This is a genomic window from Bradyrhizobium guangxiense (genome assembly GCF_004114915.1).
Lineage (GTDB): Bacteria > Pseudomonadota > Alphaproteobacteria > Rhizobiales > Xanthobacteraceae > Bradyrhizobium > Bradyrhizobium guangxiense.
The window spans coordinates 180244-200710 of sequence record NZ_CP022219.1 but is presented as its reverse complement, the minus strand read 5'-3'; the positions used below and the strand labels follow the sequence as shown (position 1 = coordinate 200710).

The 20467-nt window shown below is 64.6% G+C and carries 19 protein-coding genes; 10 read left to right on the top strand and 9 right to left on the bottom strand.

Translation table 11 applies throughout. From position 1 onward, the window contains the following. Positions 1-11: 11 nt before the first annotated feature. The gene (locus X268_RS00945) at positions 12-2174 is read right to left on the bottom strand and encodes a putative bifunctional diguanylate cyclase/phosphodiesterase (RefSeq protein ID WP_128923191.1); all 2163 of its coding nucleotides are present in this window, start codon (positions 2172-2174) and stop codon (positions 12-14) included. 452 nt (positions 2175-2626) lie between these two features. On the opposite strand from X268_RS00945, the gene mepA reads away from it, so the two are divergent. The 5 genes from mepA to modC all read left to right on the top strand — a co-directional run bounded on the left by mepA (position 2627) and on the right by modC (position 6611). Beyond that, positions 2627-3571 (top strand): penicillin-insensitive murein endopeptidase, encoded by a 945-nt coding sequence (gene mepA / locus X268_RS00940; RefSeq protein WP_128923190.1) that lies wholly within the window; start codon positions 2627-2629, stop codon positions 3569-3571. 185 nt (positions 3572-3756) lie between these two features. Then, positions 3757-4260: a hypothetical protein gene (locus tag X268_RS00935; protein WP_164937459.1), complete on the top strand. Its 504-nt coding sequence runs from the start codon at positions 3757-3759 to the stop codon at positions 4258-4260. A gap of 192 nt (positions 4261-4452) precedes the next feature. Further along, the gene (gene modA / locus X268_RS00930; RefSeq protein WP_128923188.1) at positions 4453-5238 is read left to right on the top strand and encodes a molybdate ABC transporter substrate-binding protein; all 786 of its coding nucleotides are present in this window, start codon (positions 4453-4455) and stop codon (positions 5236-5238) included. Positions 5239-5250: 12 nt separating this feature from the next. Continuing rightward, positions 5251-5946 (top strand): molybdate ABC transporter permease subunit, encoded by a 696-nt coding sequence (gene modB / locus X268_RS00925; protein ID WP_128923187.1) that lies wholly within the window; start codon positions 5251-5253, stop codon positions 5944-5946. Between the two features lie 2 nt (positions 5947-5948). Then, on the top strand, positions 5949-6611 hold the full coding sequence (modC, locus tag X268_RS00920) for a molybdenum ABC transporter ATP-binding protein (RefSeq protein WP_128923186.1): 663 nt from the start codon (positions 5949-5951) through the stop codon (positions 6609-6611). A gap of 47 nt (positions 6612-6658) precedes the next feature. Here modC and X268_RS00915 read toward each other — a convergent pair whose 3' ends face one another. Together X268_RS00915 and X268_RS00910 are read right to left on the bottom strand one after the other, a co-directional pair. Then, entirely contained in the window at positions 6659-6919 is a 261-nt protein-coding gene (locus X268_RS00915) for a PepSY domain-containing protein (RefSeq protein ID WP_128923185.1), read from the bottom strand. 245 nt (positions 6920-7164) lie between these two features. Then, entirely contained in the window at positions 7165-8958 is a 1794-nt protein-coding gene (locus tag X268_RS00910; protein ID WP_128923184.1) for a potassium/proton antiporter, read from the bottom strand. 210 nt (positions 8959-9168) lie between these two features. Between X268_RS00910 and X268_RS00905 the strand changes: the two genes are divergently transcribed. After that, the gene (locus X268_RS00905; protein WP_164937458.1) at positions 9169-10485 is read left to right on the top strand and encodes a mechanosensitive ion channel family protein; all 1317 of its coding nucleotides are present in this window, start codon (positions 9169-9171) and stop codon (positions 10483-10485) included. Positions 10486-10605: 120 nt separating this feature from the next. Further along, positions 10606-11427 (top strand): type I methionyl aminopeptidase, encoded by an 822-nt coding sequence (map, locus tag X268_RS00900; protein WP_128923182.1) that lies wholly within the window; start codon positions 10606-10608, stop codon positions 11425-11427. A 117-nt stretch (positions 11428-11544) separates the two neighbouring features. Here the strand turns inward: map and X268_RS00890 are convergent, their stop codons facing one another. Continuing rightward, positions 11545-12141, bottom strand: a complete 597-nt coding sequence (locus X268_RS00890) for a bifunctional transcriptional activator/DNA repair enzyme AdaA (protein ID WP_128923181.1) — start codon at positions 12139-12141, stop codon at positions 11545-11547. A 124-nt stretch (positions 12142-12265) separates the two neighbouring features. Between X268_RS00890 and X268_RS00885 the strand changes: the two genes are divergently transcribed. Both X268_RS00885 and radC read left to right on the top strand, forming a co-directional pair. Continuing rightward, positions 12266-13186: a DMT family transporter gene (locus X268_RS00885; RefSeq protein ID WP_128923180.1), complete on the top strand. Its 921-nt coding sequence runs from the start codon at positions 12266-12268 to the stop codon at positions 13184-13186. A 56-nt stretch (positions 13187-13242) separates the two neighbouring features. Continuing rightward, complete coding sequence (radC, locus tag X268_RS00880) at positions 13243-13956, top strand: RadC family protein (RefSeq protein ID WP_128923179.1); 714 nt, start codon at positions 13243-13245, stop codon at positions 13954-13956. A gap of 49 nt (positions 13957-14005) precedes the next feature. On the opposite strand, the gene X268_RS00875 is transcribed toward radC, so the two are convergent. The 5 genes from X268_RS00875 to X268_RS00855 form a co-directional block, all read right to left on the bottom strand. Then, on the bottom strand, positions 14006-15130 hold the full coding sequence (locus tag X268_RS00875) for a trypsin-like serine peptidase (protein WP_128923178.1): 1125 nt from the start codon (positions 15128-15130) through the stop codon (positions 14006-14008). A 10-nt stretch (positions 15131-15140) separates the two neighbouring features. After that, positions 15141-16223: a hypothetical protein gene (locus tag X268_RS00870; protein ID WP_128923177.1), complete on the bottom strand. Its 1083-nt coding sequence runs from the start codon at positions 16221-16223 to the stop codon at positions 15141-15143. Beyond that, positions 16220-17347, bottom strand: coding sequence for a hypothetical protein (locus X268_RS00865; protein ID WP_128923176.1), 1128 nt, complete (start codon positions 17345-17347; stop codon positions 16220-16222). The genes X268_RS00870 and X268_RS00865 overlap by 4 nt, the downstream gene beginning before the upstream one ends. A gap of 140 nt (positions 17348-17487) precedes the next feature. Then, complete coding sequence (locus tag X268_RS00860; RefSeq protein WP_128923175.1) at positions 17488-17913, bottom strand: hypothetical protein; 426 nt, start codon at positions 17911-17913, stop codon at positions 17488-17490. A gap of 476 nt (positions 17914-18389) precedes the next feature. Next, positions 18390-18764 carry a hypothetical protein gene (locus tag X268_RS00855; protein ID WP_128923174.1) on the bottom strand — a complete coding sequence of 125 codons (375 nt, stop codon included), beginning with the start codon at positions 18762-18764 and terminating at the stop codon, positions 18390-18392. 256 nt (positions 18765-19020) lie between these two features. Between X268_RS00855 and X268_RS00850 the strand changes: the two genes are divergently transcribed. Next, positions 19021-20406: a peptidoglycan-binding protein gene (locus X268_RS00850; RefSeq protein WP_128923173.1), complete on the top strand. Its 1386-nt coding sequence runs from the start codon at positions 19021-19023 to the stop codon at positions 20404-20406. The last annotated feature ends 61 nt before the right edge of the window (positions 20407-20467 follow it).

The following is a 20467-nucleotide window of genomic DNA, read 5'->3' as shown; positions in this document are numbered from 1 at the left end:
TAAGCGAACGCTCACGCCACCAGCGCGGCGGCGTCGCCGTCGATGCCGCGCTGCGCGGCGAGCAGGCTGACGATCTCAGCATGGGGCCGGGCCTTGCTGAACAGGAAACCCTGACCCTCGTGGCATCCTTCGGCGCGCAGGCAGCTCAGCTCGGCTTCGGTCTCGACGCCTTCGGCGGTGATGGTAACGCCGAGGCCCTTGCCGAGGCTGACGATGGAGCGGATGATCGCCTGCGCCTCGCGGTTGGCCCCGAGATCACGCACGAAAGACTGATCGATCTTGATCTTGTCGAACGGGAAGCTACGCAAATAGCTGAGGCTGGAATAGCCGGTGCCGAAATCGTCCATCGAGATGCGCACCCCGAGCGCGCGCAAGGCATGCAGCGTCGCCAGCACCTGCGCGCTCTTTTCCAGGAGCAGCGTCTCGGTGATCTCGAGCTCGAGCCGGCGCGGCGGCAGGCCGGACGCCTTCAGCGCATCCGTCACGATCGAGAGCAGATTGCCGCTGCGGAACTGCAGCGGCGACAGGTTGACGGCGACGCGGACGTCGTCGGGCCAAGCCGCGGCATCGAGGCACGCCCGGCGCAGCATCAGCCCGCCGAGCGGATTGATCAGGCCGGTGTCCTCGGCCACCGGAATGAATTCAGCCGGCGAGACCATGCCGCGCTCGGCATGCGGCCAGCGCACCAGTGCCTCGAAGCCGGTGATGCGACCGCTCTGGAGGTCGATCAGCGGCTGGTAATAGGGCCGCAGCACGTCGTTCCGGATCGCATCGCGCAGCTCGACCTCGATCTTGCGGCGACTCTGCGCTTTTGCATCTAACGCGGCCTCGAAGAAGGCGAAGGTGCCGCGCGCATCCAGCTTGGCGCGCGACAGCGCCATGTCGGCGCTCTTGAGCAGTTTTTCGGAATCGTCGCCGTCGCCCGGCGCCATCGCGATGCCGATCGAGGCGCCGATCACCACGGAATGGCCGTCGAGAAGATAGGGATCGGCGATGGCCTCGAGCAGGCGCTTTGCGAGCCCCGCCGCGTCCTCGGGGCGCGCCAGCCCGCTCTGCAGGATCGCGAATTCGTCGGAGTTGAGCCGCGCCAGCGCGTCTTCCTCGCGCAAGGTCGAACGCAGCCGCTTGGCGACGCCGCGCAGCAGCTTGTCGCCGACCGCATGCCCCAGCGTGTCGTTGATCGCCTTGAAATTGTCCAGCCCCAGCATCAGGAGCGCGACCTTTTCGGGGCTGCGCCGCGAGTGCAGCAGCATCTCGTCCATCTGCTGGCGCAGCAGGGTGCGGTTGGGCAGGCCGGTCAAGGCGTCATGCTGGGCCATGAAGGCGAGCCGCGCCTCGGCGCGCTTGCGCTCGGTGATGTCCATCAAGGCGAGCAGCACCGCGGGCCGCTCGGCATAGGTCAACTCGCGCGAATAGATCGCAAGGTCGATCAACGCGCCGTCGGCCTTGACATGCTTCCAGGTGCGGCCAGCCTGCTCCTCGATCGAACGGTCGGCGGTCCAGGGCGGCTCGCTGTCGAAGGCCTGCAAGGAACGGATCGTCAGCTTCTCGAACTCAGCGCGGCTGTAGCCGTAATGCGCAACCGCGGCATCGTTGACGCCGAGGATGCGCTCGTCGTCCAGTGCGCAGACGACCATGGGGACGGGATTGCCGTCGAACAGCAGGCGGAACGAGGCCTCGCGCTGCTTCAACTCGGTGATGTCGACGCGCAGGCCGATCACGCCGCCGTCGTCGGTGAGCCGCTCGTCGATCAGGATGACGCGGCCGTCCGACAGCTTCTGCTCGTGGCGCGCGCCGGGCTGATAGAGCTTTCGCAGCCGCTCGGCGATCCACTCGTCTTCGTGCCCGACGGCCTCGGGATAGTCGCCACGGGCAACGCCGATGCGCAGCGTGTCTTCGAGCCGCGCGCCCTGCTCGAACAGGTCGGCGGTCTTGCTGTAGATCTCGGCATATTTCCTGTTCCACAGCACGTAGCGGCCTTCGGCATCGATAAACACGATGCCCTGCGGCAGGATGTCGATGGCCTGGCGCAGGCGCTCATGGGATTTGCGCGCGTCCGCGATCGCGGCTTCCGCCTCGGCGCGGCTGCGCAAGATTTCGTCGCGCTCGGACAAGGCGCGTGACGCGTGCGCCAAGCGCGGCTTGCGGGGCGATTGGCCGGCCCGGGCAAGCACGCTTTGCTTTCGTCTTCTCGCTTTTCGAGACTTCAAACCCAACTTCACTCGTCCCAGTCGCGCCCGGCAGCGCAAAGTCTTGGAGCAAGTGTCTGAAAAAAAAGTAATCCTCGCCGGCTGGGACTTGCGCAGGATGGACCTCGCTGCCTGTTTGCGCGGCCCCGGCTACGTCGGCGAGCGGGATCGAACCGGCTACAAAGCCGCAATCAAAGCGCGATCTGACGCAAAATTGCGCGCACGCTTGAATCGTTTCCTCGATTGCGTGGGATTGCATGCGAGCCGCAGTGATTTCTGGCACCGCGCACGAATTTTGGTCAATGCACCATACGGTTATTGCACCGTAAAGAAACCGCGGCCGGAACGCCGTTCGGATGAATTCGTCCCGCAATGTGTGACCGGCGCGAGCCCCCGTTGTTAACCCGGATGCAACATTGGGCTATAACGACACCTGCATGAGTCGCCGCGGCATCACCTTCCTCCTGCTTTGGTTCGCGCTTGCAGCCGCCGGCGGCGCGCTGGCCCAGGACAAGGGCAGCGTCAATCCGAAACCGCTGCCGCCGCTCGCCAATCCCAACGACCCCGATCTCGCCGCCAAGGAGCTGTTCGCGCGAAAGCTGCTGCCTTCGAAGGGGCCGGCCCATGTCATCGGTTCCTACACCAAGGGCTGCATCGGCGGCGCGGAGCAGATCCCGGTCAACGGCGATCACTGGCAGGTGATGCGGCTGTCGCGCAACCGCAGCTATGGTCACCCCGACATAATCGCCCTGATCAAGCGGCTCGCCGCCAAGGCGCACAAGGACGCGGGATGGCCCGGCATCCTGGTCGGCGACATCGCCCAGCCGCGCGGCGGCCCGGCACTTTCGGGCCATGCCAGCCACCAGATCGGTCTCGATGCCGACATCTGGCTGACGCCGATGCCGGACCGCCGCCTCTCGCGCGAGGAGCGCGAAGACATGTCGGCGGTGATGATGGTGCGCCAGGACCGGCTCGACATCGACCCGAGGGGGTTCACACCCAGCCATGTGCTGGTGCTGCGCGATGCGGCGCGGGAGCCGGCGGTGCAACGCATCTTCGTCAATGCCGCGATCAAGAAAGCGCTATGCCGCGAGGCCAAGGGCGACCGCGCCTGGCTGTCGAAGATCCGTCCCTGGTGGGGCCACGACTACCACTTCCATATCCGCATGCGCTGCCCGCCGGGCGCCGGCGAATGCGAGGGCCAGCCGTCACAGGCCGAAGACGAGGGCTGCAAGCCCGCAGATCTCGCCTATTGGTTCTCCGACGCTGTGCTCCCCCCCAAGCCGCCGCCGGAGCCGCCAAAGCCGAAGCCGCCGATGACGCTGGCGCAGATGCCGGCGGCGTGCAAGGCGGTGCTGCACGCGGCGGACGTGAAGCCGTAGACAGCGGTGATGAGGGCACGGCCCGTGATGACGGCGAGTTGGTTGGTTCGCGTCGTAAAAATGCGCTAGGATCGCCTTCGCCGCCGTGCCGTAAGCCCGCGGCATCCCCGGGATGCGCATCCCGTTCATCAACAAGCCTGACCGCAAGCCTCGCGCCATTCGCGTGGCCAACGATGGAAATTCACATGCGCGCCCTCACCTTCGTCGCTGCGCTCACGATCAGCACGGCCTCCGCTTTCGCTGCCGAGGAGCCCAGCGGCTGCGACAAGTTCAAATGGCCGATCGAGCGCGAGCGCGCCGCGCTCACCGCAGCGGACCGCGTCAAGCTCACCACAGGCAGCGAGCAGCCCGCACTGCCATCCTCAGCCATCACGCTGGGGCTGGTCGCGGCGGGGAATGCGAAATTGCCGACGCCGCCGGAGCGCACGCCGAAGGCCGGCACCTTTGCCGGCTTCACTGGCATCAAGGCGCCGAAGGCCGGGCTCTACACGATCAGCCTGTCCAACGGAGCCTGGATCGACATGGTCCAGGACGGCCATGTCCTCAAGCCCGTCGCCTTCAGCGGTGCGACCGATTGCGACGGCATCCGCAAGATCGTGAAATATGAGCTGTCGGGGCGGCCCGTCGTGCTCCAGATCAGCGGCTCCAAGGACGATGCGATCTCGATCGCCATCCTCCCGGCCCAATAGGGCCCATTGGTCAGGCAAACGGTCGGCTTTGACCTGTGGCTCCAGCCTGCTATCTTCGCAGCTGCGATATCCCGGTCGGCCGTAAGCCGTCGGGGCCCCGTGGAACAGCGCTTCCGCCCGTCGCGACCCGACTTAACCCAACGCCGGATTTGCGCGTGCATGTGCACGCGCGACCTCGCACGGAGCGCATCCATGATTCGTATTGCCGGACTTCTCACCGCCTTCGTCATCCTTGCGGGCGCCAGCCTTTCGCCCGCGAGCGCCGAGGACAAGACCATCACGGTGTTCGCCGCCGCCTCGATGAAGAACGCGCTCGACGAGATCGACGCCGCCTACACCGCCAAGACCGGCGTCAAGTTCAGCGTCAGCTATGCCGCAAGCTCGGTGCTGGCCAAGCAGATCGAGCAGGGCGCGCCGGCCGATGTGTTCGTCTCCGCCGACACCGACTGGATGGACTATGCGATCTCCAAGAAGACCATCAACGAGCCTTCCCGAGTCAATCTGCTCGGCAACAGCATCGTGCTGATCGCACCGAAGGATTCCAGGATCGACAACGTCGCGATCGCGCAGGGTTTCGACCTCGCCAAGCTCGCCGGCGACGGCAGGATCGCGACCGGCGACGTCAAGTCGGTGCCAGTCGGTAAGTATGCCAAGGCGGCGCTGGAGAAGTTGGGAGCCTGGCAGGCCGCCGAGCCGAAATTCGCGATGGCCGAGAGTGTGCGCGCCGCGCTGACGCTGGTCGCCCGCGGCGAGGCCGCGCTCGGCATCGTCTATTCCACCGACGCCAAGGTTGAGCCGGGCGTCAAGATCGTCGGCACCTTCCCGGCAGATTCGCATCCCGCGATCATCTACCCGGTCGCCGCGACCACGGTCGCGAAGCCGGAGACGAACGGCTATCTCGCCTTCCTGCGCTCGACTGCCGCCAAGACCATTTTGGAAAAATACGGCTTCAAGTTCTTGGTGAGTCCCACGACTTGATTTTGCGACTTGATGCTCGACATCTCACCCGCTGAATGGACGGCGATCCTGCTTTCGCTCAGGGTCGCGGTCGTCGCCACGCTGGTCGCAACGCCGTTCGGCATTGCACTGGCATGGCTGCTTCCCCGCCATGATTTCTGGGGCAAGTCGGTGCTCGATGCCGTCGTGCCCCTGCCGCTGGTGCTGCCGCCTGTCGTCACCGGCTATCTCCTGCTGCTGACCTTCGGCCGCAGAGGTCTGGTCGGCGGATTTCTCGCCGACGCTCTCGGCATCGTCTTCTCGTTCCGCTGGACCGGCGCGGCGCTCGCCTGCGGTGTGATGTCGTTTCCGCTGCTGGTGCGCCCGATGCGGCTGTCGATCGAGGCGATCGACCGCCGGCTCGAGCAGGCGGCCGAGACGCTCGGCGCCGCGCCCTGGAAGGTGTTCTTCACGGTGACGCTGCCCCTGGCGCTGCCCGGCGTGCTCGCCGGCATGGTGTTGGGCTTTGCCAAGGCGATCGGCGAGTTCGGCGCGACCATCACCTTCGTCTCCAACATCCCCGGCGAGACCCAGACGATTTCGTCGGCGATCTACTCGCTGATCCAGACGCCTGACGGCGACACCGCCGCGAGCCGGCTCGTGATCGTCTCGATCGTGCTCGCGATCGGCGCGCTGATCGCGGCCGAATGGTTCGCCCGCCGCGCCACGCAGCGCCTGCACGGGAATTGACCATGCTGCGGGTCGACGTCGAAAAGAAGCTCGGCGAGTTCGCGCTGTCCGCCTCCTTCACCGGCGAGGGCCGCGTCATCGGCCTGTTCGGCGCCTCGGGCGCGGGCAAGAGCTCGCTGGTCAACATGATCGCCGGCCTGCTGCGGCCCGATCGCGGCACCATCGTCATCGACGGCGAGACCGTCGACGACACCGCGGCCGGCATCCACGTGCCGACCTGGCGCCGCCGCATCGGCTATGTGTTCCAGGACGCGCGCCTGTTTCCGCATCTCAGCGTCGCGCAGAATCTCGATTATGGGCGGCGGATGAACGGCCTTGTGCCGGATCAGACGCAGCACAAGCGCATCATCGACCTGCTCGACATCGGCGCCCTGCTGGACCGTCGTCCCGGAAGACTCTCCGGCGGCGAGCGCCAGCGCGTCGCGCTCGGCCGCGCGCTGCTGTCGAAGCCGCGTCTGTTGCTGCTCGACGAGCCGCTCGGCGCGCTCGACGAGGGCCGCAAGCTCGAGATCCTGCCCTATCTGGTGCGGCTGCGCGACGAGGCCAACGTGCCGATGGTCTATGTCAGCCACGACGCCGCCGAGCTGCGCCAGCTCGCGACCCAGATCGTGATGCTGAAGCAGGGGCGGGTCACGAGTTTCGGCGGAGTGAAGGTGCTGACGTAAGGCACTTGTCGCCGGATGAAGCGAAGCGCAGTCCGGGCTAAGAATAGCTACCAGCCGCGGTCGACATTGCGGACCTCGCCGGTCCGGGCATCGACATCGACTTCCATCCAGCGCCCGATGCGATCGCGGCCTTCGATCTGCCATTCATCGCCGAGGAACTGGGTGTGAGAGACCGTCGTGACGCCGATGTCGGCCGCGACATCGAGCGCGACCTGCATCGAGATCTGGTCGCCGGTGTCATAGGCCATCGCCGGCGCAGCCGATCCGAGACCGATCGCGACGATGGCAGGCAAGATGAGGCTTCGCATGGAACTGCTCCTGTCAAAGACGTTGACCGTCACGCGAAGAACGGGCGGCGCCGCGGAGCGTTCCGGGTGCGGAGGTCACAAAGCCGCGCAAATCTTCGGCGGATGCGGCGATTTGGTGGCGGATTTCCCGTTCTGTCATTCCGGGGCGCCCGAAGGGTGAACCCGGAATCCATCTCGCCCCTCGTTCAGCGGATAAATGGATTCCGGGTTCGCGCTGTCGCGCGCCCCGGAATGACGAGAAGAGGCTAGACCCCCACGACCGATGTCCAGATGTCCGCCAGCTTGCGACGCAGTGCCTGCGTGCGCGTCAGAGGCGGCGGCGTCTCGTCTTCTTCCGGCAGGCGCAGGCCGACGACGTTGACCCGGCCGCCGGAGATGCTGCGGGCGACCAGCACGATCTCGTCCAGCGGCAGCTCAGCGCCTTCCTTCGGCGCGCGGTCGAGATGGACGTCGAAATAATCGGCGAGCGTGAGCTTACCCGCATCATCGTTCACCTTCACGCCGTAGATCTCGGCAAGCTCGGCGAGGGTGTGCTCGCCGGACACCATGAAGTCGCCGAGCAGATGCGGGTCCGGTGCCGAGCTCGGCTGCATGTCGACGAAGAAGCGGTCGAGCGCCTCGGCCTTTTCCGGCGGCGCGAGCAGGTAGATGTAATCGCCGGGCGCGACCGGGTCGGCTTCCGTCGGCGTCAAAATGTTCTCGTTGCGGATCACCAGCGTCGGCTTGGACCAGGACGGGATCAGGCCGCGGCGGAAATACAGGCTCTTGGGCCGCACCGGATAGCCGACCAGCTGCTGCTCGAGCTGGCCGGGCAGATCCAGTTCGACGCGGCGCGGGCCGCGCTCGGCGCGCGGCAGCGCGACGTGCAGCTTGCGCGCGGCCGGCGCCAGGGTCCAGCCCTGCAGCAGCAGCGAGATGATGACGACGACGAAGGCGACGTCGAAATAGAGATAGGCCTTCGACAGGCCGACCAGCATCGGGATCGACGCCAGGAAGATCGCGACTGCGCCGCGCAGGCCGGTCCAGGCGATGAAGATCTTCTCGCGCCAGTTGAAGCGGAACGGCGCAAGGCACGCGAACACCGCGATCGGCCGCGCGACCAGCATCAGGACAAGCGCGACGGCGATCGCCGGCAGCACGCTCGAGCCGAGCCGACTCGGGGAGACCAGCAGACCGAGCAGCACGAACATCACGATCTGCGCCAGCCAGGTCGCGGCGTCGAGGAAGGCCACCACCGAATTATGCGCGCGCGTCGGCCGGTTGCCGATGATGATGCCGGCGAGATAGACCGCGAGGAAGCCGGAGGCGTGCATGATCTGCGAGCCGCCGAAGATGACGAGTGCTGCCGTGGTCACGAACGGCGCATGCAGGCCCTGCGGCAGGGCAACCTGGTTGAGGGCGATGACGACGAGACGCCCGCCGATGACGCCGACGATGGCACCCAGCACGGCCTCCTGCACGAACTCCATCAGCACGTGGCCCGGCGAGCTCGACCCCAGCGAGATGTATTCGACCAGCATCAGCGTGAGGAAGATCGCGAACGGATCGTTGGTGCCGGATTCCGCCTCCAGCGTCGCGCCGACGCGCGGGCGCAAGCGCAGGCCCTGGGTGTGCACCAGCAGGAACACCGCGGCCGCATCGGTCGAGGCCACCACGGCGCCGACCAGTAGCGACTCGGTCCAGTTGAGATCGAGCGCGTATTTGGCGAACGGCGCCGTGATCAGCGCGGTCAGCAACACGCCGGCGGTCGCCAGCACCACGGAGGGCGCCAGCACGGTGCGGATGCTGGCAAAGCGTGTCCTGAGGCCGCCGTCGAACAGGATCAGGGCGAGCGCCACCGAGCCGACCAGATAGGTGGTGCGGACGTCGTCGAACTGGAGCTGCCCGGGGCCGGAATCGCCCGCGAGCATGCCGATCGCGAGGAAGACCAGCAGCAACGGCGCGCCGAAGCGGAGCGCGAGCAGGCTCGACAGGATACCGGCCATGACGAGGACGGCGCCGAGCAATATCGCGAGGCTGACGGAGTCGAGGGAAGCCATCCACCTTCCGGGTCAAAACAGCTGGAATGGCATCCTTATCGTCGGCAGACTCGCGCGCCAACCCATTTTCTCCGGCTCGCGGCAATCCGCCCGTATTATACGGCCTTAACGTCCATCACATGCCGGTGTATCGATGGCCCGGCCGCACCCTTTGTGGGATTCTGCGGCGCCCTCGAATCAAATCCTCCCACAAGCTTCCCGACGAGACCGATGGACATGGACCTCAAAGACTTCATGGAGTTCGTGCAGACCACCGCGCGCAGCGTCGGGGCGGAAGTCTCCTCACCGTGGTTCTATCTGCAATTCGGTCTCATTCTGGCCGCGGCCGGCATCGCCTATGCCGCGGAGACCGCCATTCGCAGCCGCGTCGACATGACCTCGCTGGCGATACGCTGGCCGCTGCCGCTCCGCCACTTCGCCCGGGTGATGGTCTCCAGCGCCTCGACGGCGGTGTTCACCCTGCTCGTCATCGTCTCCCGCTTCGTGATGTATCACGCGACCTGGCCGAGCCGCTCCTACCTCTTGATGGTCGCGGCGAAGATGGGACTGGCCTGGCTGGTGATCCGGCTGGTGACCTCGGTGCTGCGCAACGCCTTCATCGTCAAGCTGGTGTCGATCACGGCCTGGTTCGTCGCGGCGCTGTCCATCCTCGGCCAGCTCGATGGGACAGTCGATCTGCTCGATTCCTTTGCGATCGTGCTCGGCGGCCTCAGACTGACCCCACTGCTGGTCCTCAAAGCCGGCGCCCTCCTCCTCATCGCGCTCTGGGCCACCAACATCGCGAGCAATTTCGCCGAGAGCCGGATCAATTCGACCACCGACCTGACGCCATCGGTGCAGGTGCTGCTGGTCAAGATCATCCGCATCGGGCTTCTGACCGTCGCCATCGTCATCGCGCTCGGCGCGGTCGGCATCGACCTTTCAGCGCTCGCGGTGTTCTCCGGCGCGGTCGGCGTCGGCATCGGTATCGGCCTGCAGAAGATCGTCGCCAATTTCATCTCGGGGATCATCCTGCTCGCCGACAAGTCGGTGAAGCCCGGCGACCTCGTCACCATCGGCGACAATACCGGCCGCATCAGCGCGATGAAGACGCGTTATATTTCCGTCGCCGCCGGCGACGGCCGCGAGTTCCTGGTGCCGAACGAGGATCTGGTGACGCAGAAGGTCGTCAACTGGACCTATACCGACAAGAACACGCTGGTGAAGATCGCCTTCGGCACCAATTACGATGCCGATCCGAAATTGGTCTGCAAGCTTGCGGCCGAGACCGCGGAAGCCCATCCGCGCGCGCAAAAAGGCAAGCCACCGACCTGCCTCCTGACCGAGTTCGCCGAAGCCGGGATGAAGTTCTCGCTGACCTTCTGGATCGCCGACCCCGATGGCATGGACAAGGTCAAGAGCGACGTGATGCTGTCGCTGTGGGATGCCTTCAAGCGGGAGGACATCCGGGTTCCCTACCCGGTCCGGGAAATCCGCATCCGCGGCGGCGCGCTGCCGGTGGAAACCACCGTAGAAGTCCCGAATTAGGCCCGCTTTCGGGCGCAGGGACGAAGCTTGGCTTGCATGAAGGCAGGCAATCATTAAATTAGGGCCTGAAATCAAGCCTTTCCACCGACATCGAGATCAGCCCGAAAAGACCGCACAAGCATGAGCTACGTCGAAGCCACCGAGACCTCCCTGCGCAAGACCGGACAGATCAAGCTGCATGGGCCGGCCGCCTTTGCCGGCATGCGCAAGGCGGGCGCGCTGGTGGCCAAGTGCCTCGACGAACTCACCGACGTCGTCGGGCCCGGCGTGCCGACCTCGAAGATCGACGAATTCGTTCGCGACTTCGCCTTCAGCCACGGTGCCTATCCGGCGACGCTGATGTATCGCGGCTACCGCTACTCCACCTGCACCTCGCTCAATCACGTGGTCTGCCACGGCATGCCCGGCGACCGTCCGCTGAAGGAGGGCGACATCGTCAACATCGACGTCACCTTCATCGTCGACGGCTGGTACGGCGATTCCAGCCGGATGTATGCGGTCGGCCCGATCGCCCGCAAGGCCGAGCGGCTGATCGAGGTGACCTATGAAGCGATGATGCGCGGCATCGCCGCGGTGAAGCCCGGCGCCACCACCGGCGACATCGGTCACGCCATCCAGAGCTTCGTCGAACCCCAGGGCATGAGCGTGGTGCGCGATTTCTGCGGCCACGGTCTGGGTCGCATGTTCCACGACGAGCCGAACATCATCCATATCGGCCGGCCCGGCGAAGGCGTGCAGCTCAAGCCCGGCATGTTCTTCACCATCGAGCCGATGATCAATCTCGGCAAACCGCATGTGAAGATCCTGTCCGACGGCTGGACCGCGGTGACCCGCGACCGCTCGCTGTCGGCGCAGTTCGAGCACTCCGTCGGCGTCACCGCGACGGGTGTGGAGATCTTCACGCTGTCGGAGCGGCACGGCGAGAAGCAGATCGGGTCGTAATACCCCGTCATTCCGGGGCGCTGCTTAGCAGCGAACCATGGTGCGCCCTGGCGCACCTAAGAATCTCGAGATTCCGGGTTCGCTCGCTGACGCGAGCGCCCCGGAATGACAACCAATCTATCGCCGGCGGCGGAATGACGATGGCGCCCTTTTATAGGTCGCCACAAAGGCGTCGTTGAAGCGGCGAACACTGCCGAAGCCCGCCGCAAACGCAATCTCCGCCAAACTCATCTCGGTCTGGTCGATCAGACGCTTGGCTTCCTGCACGCGGCGGGTCGCCGCGATCTCGCTCGGGCTCGCGCCGGCGTGGCGCATGAACAGGCGCAGCAGATGGCGCGGCCCGACGCCCAGGGCTTCCGCAAGCTCCGTCATGGTCGCGCGATCGAGAAAGCCGTCATGGATCAGGCGCATGCCGCGCGCGACGGTGGTCGCTGTCCCCATCCAGGCCGGCGAGCCCGGCGCGGCTTCCGGCCGGCAGCGCAGGCACGGGCGAAAGCCGGCCCGCTCGGCGGCCGCCGCGGTCGCATAGAAGGTGACGTTCTCGGAGCGGGCGGGACGTACCGGACACACCGGCCGGCAATAGATGCGCGTCGAGCGGACGCCGGAGAAGAACAGGCCGTCGAAAGCGCGCGCACGCGAAAGACGCGCCCGATCGCAGGTTGCCCAGTCGAGATGCGGTGGCAGCGTCTGCCGATGTGCCGGACCTGTCGCCATGGCGAAATCATAGTTTCAAGGCGCCCCGCCGAGTAGCTGAAATCGGACTCGACCGGGCGATGAGGTCCGAATTCAGCCAGCCTGCAGCGCCGCTCCGGATCATGGTGTCGATGGAGCAGATCGCATGAGCACCCAGGCGCAACAGATGACATCAGGACAAACCCGTCTCGCGTTCGAGATCGGGCTCCCGCTGCTGCTCTCCCTGATCTGGGGCAGCTCATTCACGCTCATCAAGGTCGCGCTTCCGACGATCCCGCCCTTCACCATGGTCGCGGCCCGGGTGACAATCGCGGCCGTTCTCTTGATCCTGATCGCTCGCGCGCAGGGACACGTTCTGCCGCGCCGAGGGCCGGCGTGGACGGCTTTCGTGGTGCAGGGGCTGCTACAAAGCGCGCTGCCGTTCACGTTGATCAGTTGGGGCGAGATGCATATCGCCAGCGGCCTCGCTGGGGTGCTCAATGCAACTCCGCCGATGTTCGTGCTGGCGATCGCGATGTCGACCGGACGCGGGCGAGAGGCGATCAGCGGCCGCAAGATCATCGGTGTTGCGCTGGGCCTCGGCGGCGTCGCCCTGACCATGCGGGTTGACGCGCGCTCCGGGATCGGCACTGACGCGCCGCTGGCGCAGGTCGCCGTCCTGGCGGCGAGCTTCTGCTACGCGCTCGCACCGATCTGGGGGCAGCGATTCGCGGGCCTTCCCGCGGTCGTCACGGCCGCCGGCGCGATGAGCTGCGCCGCCGCCCTGATGCTGCCCATCGCGGCGGTCCTCGATCGGCCCTGGACACTGGCGCCGGCAATACAAGCGATCACGGCCGTGCTCGGCCTTGCGATCGTCTGTACCGGGCTCGCCATGGTGATCTATTTCCGCCTGATCCATACGCTTGGCCCGCTCGGCACGACGAGCGGCAGCTACCTGCGCGCCGGCTTTGCCGTGGCGCTTGGGACCACACTCCTTGGCGAAAGCTTCACCTGGTCGATGCTGGCCGGCATGGCGCTCATCGTTCTCGGGGTCATTGCGGTGACCGCTCCCATGCGGAAACCGTGAGAGCAGTTACAATTGTCGGTTGAAAAATTCCTTCGTCAAGGCGATGCTGGCCGCCGATGCCCGCCAAGCCGGACCATGACAAGAGCAAGCCTGACGAGACGCCGCACTATCACGGCCATCGCGAGCGGCTGCGCGAGCGCTTCTACAGCGCGGGCGCGGACGCGCTGAGCGATTACGAGCTGTTGGAGATGGCGCTGTTTCCGGCACTGCCGCGGCGCGACACCAAGCCGCTGGCGAAGGCACTGATCAAGATTTTCGGCTCGTTCGCCGAGGTCGTGCATGCGCCGGTGGCGCGCCTGCGCGAAGTCGACGGCATCGGCGAATCCGCGATCAACCAGCTCAAGCTGATTGCCGCCGCCGCGAGCCGCGTGACCAAGGGCGAGGTCAACGGCCGCAACGCACTGTCGTCCTGGAATGAGGTGATCGACTATTGCCGCTCCAGCATGGCGTTTGCCGATAAGGAGCAGTTCCGCCTGCTGTTCCTGGACAAGCGCAACCAGCTGATCGCCGACGAGGTGCAGCAGACCGGCACCGTTGACCACACCCCGGTCTATCCGCGCGAGGTGATCAAGCGCGCGCTGGAATTATCGGCGACCGCGCTGATCCTGGTGCACAACCATCCGAGCGGCGATCCCTCACCCTCGCAGGCCGACATCCAGATGACCAAGGCGATCATCGAGATCGCCAAGCCGCTGGGGATTGCGGTGCATGACCACATCATCGTCGGCAAGAACGGGCATGCGAGTTTGAAGGGTATGCGGCTGATCTAAGGCTCGGCGTCGAAGATGTGGTGCACCTCGAGGGCGCGGCCGACATCCACTATTGCAGCAAATGCGGCCTGATGCGGTCGAAGATCGACCGTATCAATATCCCTTCACCCTTCCGGGTGTTGCCGGCGTGGTGAAGCGCGACCAGCTTCCAGTTCGAATCGAAGCAAGGTGATCCACTGGAGCCGAAATCGGCGCGCGTCAGATACTGTACCACGCCGACCGTCGGGTCGACCCAGCTCACGCCGTTGTCGCTCAAGGCGAGCTTCATCGGCCCGCCTTGGGGATGTTGGAGAATGTAGAGCGGATCGAGGCGCGCCGGGGTAAGACCCAGATCTGAGAACGGACGAAGATCCTTGACGGCTGCAATGTCGTCGCTGGTCCGCAGCAACGCGAAATCCAACTGCGGATCGGCGTCCACGATTGCCGCGGCAGGAGCCAGCTTGACTGTTTGTCCCTCGTCCGGGGATGCCCCGGATGTGAAGGCACCGAAGCGCAGGACGGTGGCCGGAGCGTTCATGTCGAGCTCGGCGCGGGAAGCCGTCAGATCCCCTCCCACAACATGATAGTTGGTGAGGACGAGATCCTTCTCTATGAGAATCCCAGTGCCCTTCAGGGCATTGCCGACTTCAACCCGACACACGCCGAGGGCGCGTTTGGCGGCTTGCAAGATCAGTCCCACGTCAAGCACCAGGGGACCGCGATCGAATAGGCCTTGGAGCTCAAGGGGCTCACGCTCGTCACGCCAGGTAAATTCCGGTCCGGTTTGCACCGGAACCAAGGCAGCCGGCCTGGTCGGAACGATCGGGATTTGAAACCGTGCCTGCAACCGGTCGAGCTGGTCGTCCGGCAGCAGACGTGCGGTGACCAGGATTGCGGGGAGCCGCAACTGCTGGTCCATGCCCGCCTGATCCATCATGCTCAGCAGGAACGAGCCCAGCGCCGGAACACGGTTGTTCGGATTGACGCCGTAACTCTCTGACCATGCCACGAGCGTACGCGCGTCGATTTCGGGGGATCCAATCAAGGCGCCGATCCTGTTGGCGACCACCGGTTTCGGCAACTCAGCCCGTAAGATCAGGTTTTTGAAATAATAGGATGATCCCTGCACAACACCGAGAGACTGATCGGCGAGCGTCTCGACGACGAAGTTCTTGTCCGCCTCGTTGAGGGTCACGGTCGCTCTCCTAGACACCAATGGACTTTTTGAGCTGGCCGATCGAGTCGGGCCGGCTTATCAAGTTGTAGCGCTCGATGAGTTCTGCAATTTGCTTCCGATCTGCAGAGCCTGCTTCCGGCAGAAGAGCTAGCAGCACGGCCCCCAGATATGTATCGCCATATCGGGGATGGCTGGTGGGTTGAAAGCGATCCTGGTCAATTGCAAGTTCACACACTTGGAAGGCGAGAGTATCGGGGTCATCGCCGAAGCCTGCCACCTTCTTCGAAGCCTCCTTGGACCAATCGGCCTGGTCGACGAGATCCCGCAGGCGTTGCCCGGGCTTCACCGTACCTGGCTGTCCTGCGCGATCACTCAACCAAGCCTTGATAAGCTTCCGATCGGTCTGCTTGAGGTCATTGAGGGTCAGCATTGAAGGGGAACGTCCGAGATCGGGCAATCTGAAGACCCTTTCGGCCGTCTCATTCCCGCAGAGGAAGTCATTTACCCAATCCCACGGAATGAAATCCCATTTCTTGCCTCGCTGCCCAGCGGAGCTCAGGAGATAGTCGAAGCCGGGAGTTACCTTGTTCGCATTGTCCGAAGACACGAAACGCACATATGCATCGATTTCCTCGATTCCATCCGCAAGGGACCCCCATATGATGCTCTTCTGAAAGACCTGCCGCGGAACATTGATAAGGGCCAGCCTGACACCATCCTCCCGCTCGGCGAGGGTAAAGGGACGCGCAATCTTCGAATCGGATTTCGCTTTTGCCTTTGGCGAGCTGACAACATACTTCGCCCTTGCGAAGACTGGTGTTGCCTGCTCGAGAATCGGCTGCGGCAAGTTCAGGTCTTTGAGCCGCTCGAAGATCTCGTCTGTCGTCATCTCGGTCCCGGGTTCGTTCCGGGGAGGAGGAAACGGACCGTTCCCTCCCGCCGGGGGCGCGGCACCTCCAGGAAGCGCTGCGGCGGGCGGGAGAGCGAGCACCTCCTGATTCGGTCTTGCCGAATCCAAGATCTTGCGAAGCGCATCGAGCAAGGAAAGGCTGGAGCCCGGAACGAAGCTGTCGAGAACGACGGCGATTTCCTTGTTAGACAACATGGTCATGGGCGCAACAATCCGCCTGTTGCCTCCAGCGCGTCATTCCATTCCAGCGGAGGGTCGAACAGCTCACGTGCGGCCTTTGCAATCCTTTCGGCATCGGTGTCGTTGACGATCGTCGAGAGTTCGTTCAGCGCGGGGCTTCGAATGAGGCGGACGTACATCCGATCAATGCTAGCGGAGACTGCAGGTTCGTCGGCGAGACGCGAGGCGGACCCGTCGACAAGCACAATCACGGGTTCGATCTCGATCCGGGTGCGCTCCTTGGGCGGAAGCTGGTCCTGGAGTCCCCAGACCGCGGTCTGAAGGTTTGCCGCCATCGCACGCAAATATTGCGGGTCATCGTTGACGGTGACGCAGCCCGCCATGGCACGGTCGGGCCGTATGGCCAGAAAGTCAATGACTCCAATGAGTGCGTCGGGCTCGCTTCTGCCGGTCGCGGGATAGATGCGCACCTGATATCCCGCCGCTTGAAGCAGCTGTTGCATCAGGGCGACCGATGGCTCCGGCGAGGACGCCGACCGCTCGGGCGACTTCAGCTCCCAAAGATCGACAGCGATGAGTATCAGCGACACCTCTAACGCGAACGCGATCAGCAGCGAGTCCGTACGGGTGAGGACAATTGCCACGACGATGCCGGCGGCGATTCCCGTCTTTGACAGCCACGCGCGAAATTGCTTTGGCTGAAACAGAAATTCGGCGAACGGAGAGCCACGTCGGGGCACGGCCGGGTAGACTTTATCCAGAAACTCGGCAGCATCATTCAAGGTGATTGCGAATAGCAAGAACAAGGCAAGCGCAAGAGAGACGAATTCGTACCACCAGAACAGCGACCCCGGCGGCGAAAGACCGACCAGCCAAAGGATAAGTCCGGTACCGTAACGCAGCGCCGCGAAGAAGCTCAGGCCCAGGAAGCCAGCCACAGCGCCGCCCATCGCATGACCGAGCAGAGCAATCGCAGCTTCGACCGGACGCGGCGGATCGCCCGCGTAGAAGCGCCGCTGCCGCGTCGCAAGAAGGGCCGTGGTCATAGCAAGTGCAAATGCTATCACGATGCCCAACCAGGACACGGCGAAATAAGCGAAGGGCGAAATTCCGACCGCAGCCGCCGCCGCGTAGAGGACGATCATCTGCACACGCGGTACAGCCCGTCCTTGCGGTTCCAGACTATTCTCAACAGTCATTGCGACCTCAGATGCGCTGGATCTTCGCAACTGTCGTCATCAACCTGACCCGAGCCGTGCGACCATCGTCCAGCTCCGTACGAAATTCACAGTTTGCCGGAGATCAACGTAAAGAGGATCAGGATCACCTTTGCGTAGACAATGTCCCACCAGGAGAGCAGCTTCAGGGCGTCCTGAAGGTCACCAAGCGCGAGCACCCAGACAACGAACGCAATGACCGCAACGATCGCCTGCTTCGTGGCCGGCGGTTGCCCCGCCTCCGCAGTTGCCTTCAGTGTCCACCAATAGGCCACCCCCATCACGATCAGGAAGCAGATCACCAACAACGTGAGGTGTGCTCCGGTCGCAGGCTGGGTTCCGACCACAGGCCTGAGGACCCCAGCGATTGCGGTCCAAGCCGCGATGATGTCCGCCGGGACGTATTTGACGACCTTGTCGAGATAACCATCCGCGGCGCCGCCGGGCTGGCCTCCGGCCGCCTGCAGTGAGAATTCGCGTATCCGTCTCGGCATGTACACTTCCCCCTGCAATGATCATGAAGGATCGGCAATAAATCCAAGGCCCCCGGGCTGCGAACGAATGAAGCGCGGTGGAAATTGCTCTCCTGCTTGATTGTCGACCGAAGAGCGAATGCCCACTCGTATCGAGTCAGAGCCCGCCCACAATTTCAAAACAGCTCAAATAATTCGAAGCCTCGACCGCGGGCATTTAACCGCGGACGTTCAACTCTTCATCCGGCAACGCGCAGGCAAGCCACACGCCTGCGCTGGCAAACCAACTCACGCCGGCAATAGCGGCGTCGCACCTGCTCTACGTGCATTCATGCAACAAGAGTGCGCGACCAGACTAACAACCTATATGCGAGCGCGCAAGAGAGTGCGCTCAACGCCCGACTGCCTGGCTTCGAGGTGACAGCGGCCCCCCCCACGGCGTCGGGAAGGCGGCTCAGACCATGCCGCGGGCAATGCGCCAAGCGGCCGATCGGACGTTACGGCTCGACCCAGCGCTGCACGGCCTCGGCGGGGTCGGCGGGTGTGGTGTTGAAGCAGATCGCGGCATCCGGCGCCAAGCGGTGAACGAGGTTGAGCACTTTCTCGAACAGCACGAGGCGCTCCTTCGGCTCGCGCAGGCCGGCGCCGATCACGATGCAGTCGAAGCGCTCCTCGCGCAGCGCCGCCGTGACCCCGGCTTCCGCAGTGGCGTCGAGATCGATCAGGCAGCTCGTGACCTCGAAGCCGAGATCGCGCAGGCGCAACAGTTGCGCCTCGATGTAGCCGCGCACGAGCTCCGGCGTGAGCTGCGGGAATGCGCTATAATCGGCATTGCCGGGCTCGATGCCGATCGCCAGGACGCGCTTGGCCATGCAGGCCTCCTTGCCGGACCGTCTCGCTTCGCTAACGGACGGACGACCGTGCCGGTTCCCTCGCAGACGATGGCTCAACGCCTCTCCGGCTCCGCCGCTGATTTCCCATCAAAGCTGTAAGCTATTTCACATGCGACCGGCCGGCGAGCTGCCAGATTTGCAGGAGATCACGCTGGCGTTGCGCGCTGATCACGGCACCCGTCCCACCTTCGTTTGCGCGGAGATTCGATAATTCATTTATTTGCGGGAGTGGACAATGATCTCATTCGAGAGTTTGAAAGCCGAATATGAGCGGAATTGGGCCCGCCTGGAGATCCGGCCCGGGCGCCTTGCGGAGGCCAATGCGGTTGCCCGGAAGGCCCTCAACGGCAAGGCGACCTATCAGCAGATCGAGCGGTTGACGGGCGTTCCCTGGCATTTTGCCGCGCTGTGCCACTACCGCGAGTCCAACTTCGACTTCGACACCTATCTCGGCAACGGCGAGCCGTTGCATCGCGTGACCACCATCGTTCCGAAGGGACGCGGCCCGTTTGCCACCTTCGTCGACGGCGCCGTGGACGCGTTCAGAATCGAGAACTTCGTCGGCGCCCAGGATTGGGGAATCGCGCGGATGCTGTTCCGGCTCGAGGCGTTCAACGGTTTCGGCTATCACGCCAAGGGCGTCAACTCGCCCTATCTCTATGGCGGTTCGACGCTGTACGGACCGCCCGAGGCACGCGCCGGAAAATTCGTCCGCGACCACGTGTTCGACTCCAATCACGTCGATTCCCAGCTCGGCACCGCGGTGATCCTGCATGCGATGATGGCGCTGGATTCCTCGATCACGCTCGACGACGCTCCGCAATTCGCCGGTCGCGCCGAGCCCGAAGACGATGCGGCCGCGACGATCGTCCTGATGCAGCAGGCGCTCAACAAGCTCGGCGCCAATCCGCCGCTCGCCGAGGACGGCATCAGCGGGCCGAAGACCAGGGCCGCCGTCTCGCAGTTTCAGCAACACAACGGCCTGAGGGATACCGGGCTGCTCGACGCTGCCACGGTCGCCGCCATCACCCGCGCGACGCAGGGCACTGCCGGGCAGACCGCCGATCTATCCCACGTCCTGACGCGGCTGGAGGACCTTGCGCAAGTGCTGCGGCCGTCATCCGGCGGCACGACGCTGCCGGCGACGATACCGGGCAACACGCTGCCTGCCACCAACGATCCGATCAACCTGTTCGAACGGCTGTTCTCTCTCGTCAACAGGGCTGCGCCCTTGCCAGCACCTGTCAACCCGACCACCCCGGCCCCCGTCGATCAGCTCAAGCAGGTCGTCGACCTGCTCGGCGCGCTGCTCAACAAGGACGGCAAGCCGATGCTCGGCCAGGTCAACGGCGCGCTCGGCGAAACCATCGGCAAGCTGCTCGACGGCAAGAAGACCGCGCTCGGCATCGGCGGCTCGCTGATCACCGCGTTGCTGTCCTCGGTGACGGCGAGCCCAAATGCGGGAGGCCTTGCCGGGCTGCTCGGAACGATCGTGTCGGCCGTGCCGGGCCTCGGCCAGTTCGCGATGCCGATCTCGCTGGCGTTGGCGGCCTGGGGCGTGCTTGGCAAGATGGAGAAATGGGCGCAGGGCACCGCACCGCCGCCGAAGCTGACGACGTAATCTGCGGCCATCCTCCGAGACGCCCGCCTGCGGCGGGCCCTCAGGATGAGGTCAGGTTTTG

Excerpts from the sequence above, each read along its gene's own strand:
- mepA (WP_128923190.1), top strand. The coding sequence starts at position 2,627 with ATGAGTCGCCGCGGCATCACCTTCCTCCTGCTTTGGTTCGCGCTTGCA.
- X268_RS00935 (WP_164937459.1), top strand. The coding sequence starts at position 3,757 with ATGCGCGCCCTCACCTTCGTCGCTGCGCTCACGATCAGCACGGCCTCC.
- modA (WP_128923188.1), top strand. The coding sequence starts at position 4,453 with ATGATTCGTATTGCCGGACTTCTCACCGCCTTCGTCATCCTTGCGGGC.
- modB (WP_128923187.1), top strand. The coding sequence starts at position 5,251 with ATGCTCGACATCTCACCCGCTGAATGGACGGCGATCCTGCTTTCGCTC.
- modC (WP_128923186.1), top strand. The coding sequence starts at position 5,949 with ATGCTGCGGGTCGACGTCGAAAAGAAGCTCGGCGAGTTCGCGCTGTCC.
- X268_RS00915 (WP_128923185.1), bottom strand. The coding sequence starts at position 6,919 with ATGCGAAGCCTCATCTTGCCTGCCATCGTCGCGATCGGTCTCGGATCG.
- X268_RS00910 (WP_128923184.1), bottom strand. The coding sequence starts at position 8,958 with ATGGCTTCCCTCGACTCCGTCAGCCTCGCGATATTGCTCGGCGCCGTC.
- X268_RS00905 (WP_164937458.1), top strand. The coding sequence starts at position 9,169 with ATGGACATGGACCTCAAAGACTTCATGGAGTTCGTGCAGACCACCGCG.
- map (WP_128923182.1), top strand. The coding sequence starts at position 10,606 with ATGAGCTACGTCGAAGCCACCGAGACCTCCCTGCGCAAGACCGGACAG.
- X268_RS00890 (WP_128923181.1), bottom strand. The coding sequence starts at position 12,141 with ATGGCGACAGGTCCGGCACATCGGCAGACGCTGCCACCGCATCTCGAC.
- X268_RS00885 (WP_128923180.1), top strand. The coding sequence starts at position 12,266 with ATGAGCACCCAGGCGCAACAGATGACATCAGGACAAACCCGTCTCGCG.
- radC (WP_128923179.1), top strand. The coding sequence starts at position 13,243 with ATGCCCGCCAAGCCGGACCATGACAAGAGCAAGCCTGACGAGACGCCG.
- X268_RS00870 (WP_128923177.1), bottom strand. The coding sequence starts at position 16,223 with ATGACCATGTTGTCTAACAAGGAAATCGCCGTCGTTCTCGACAGCTTC.
- X268_RS00865 (WP_128923176.1), bottom strand. The coding sequence starts at position 17,347 with ATGATCGTCCTCTACGCGGCGGCGGCTGCGGTCGGAATTTCGCCCTTC.
- X268_RS00860 (WP_128923175.1), bottom strand. The coding sequence starts at position 17,913 with ATGCCGAGACGGATACGCGAATTCTCACTGCAGGCGGCCGGAGGCCAG.
- X268_RS00855 (WP_128923174.1), bottom strand. The coding sequence starts at position 18,764 with ATGGCCAAGCGCGTCCTGGCGATCGGCATCGAGCCCGGCAATGCCGAT.
- X268_RS00850 (WP_128923173.1), top strand. The coding sequence starts at position 19,021 with ATGATCTCATTCGAGAGTTTGAAAGCCGAATATGAGCGGAATTGGGCC.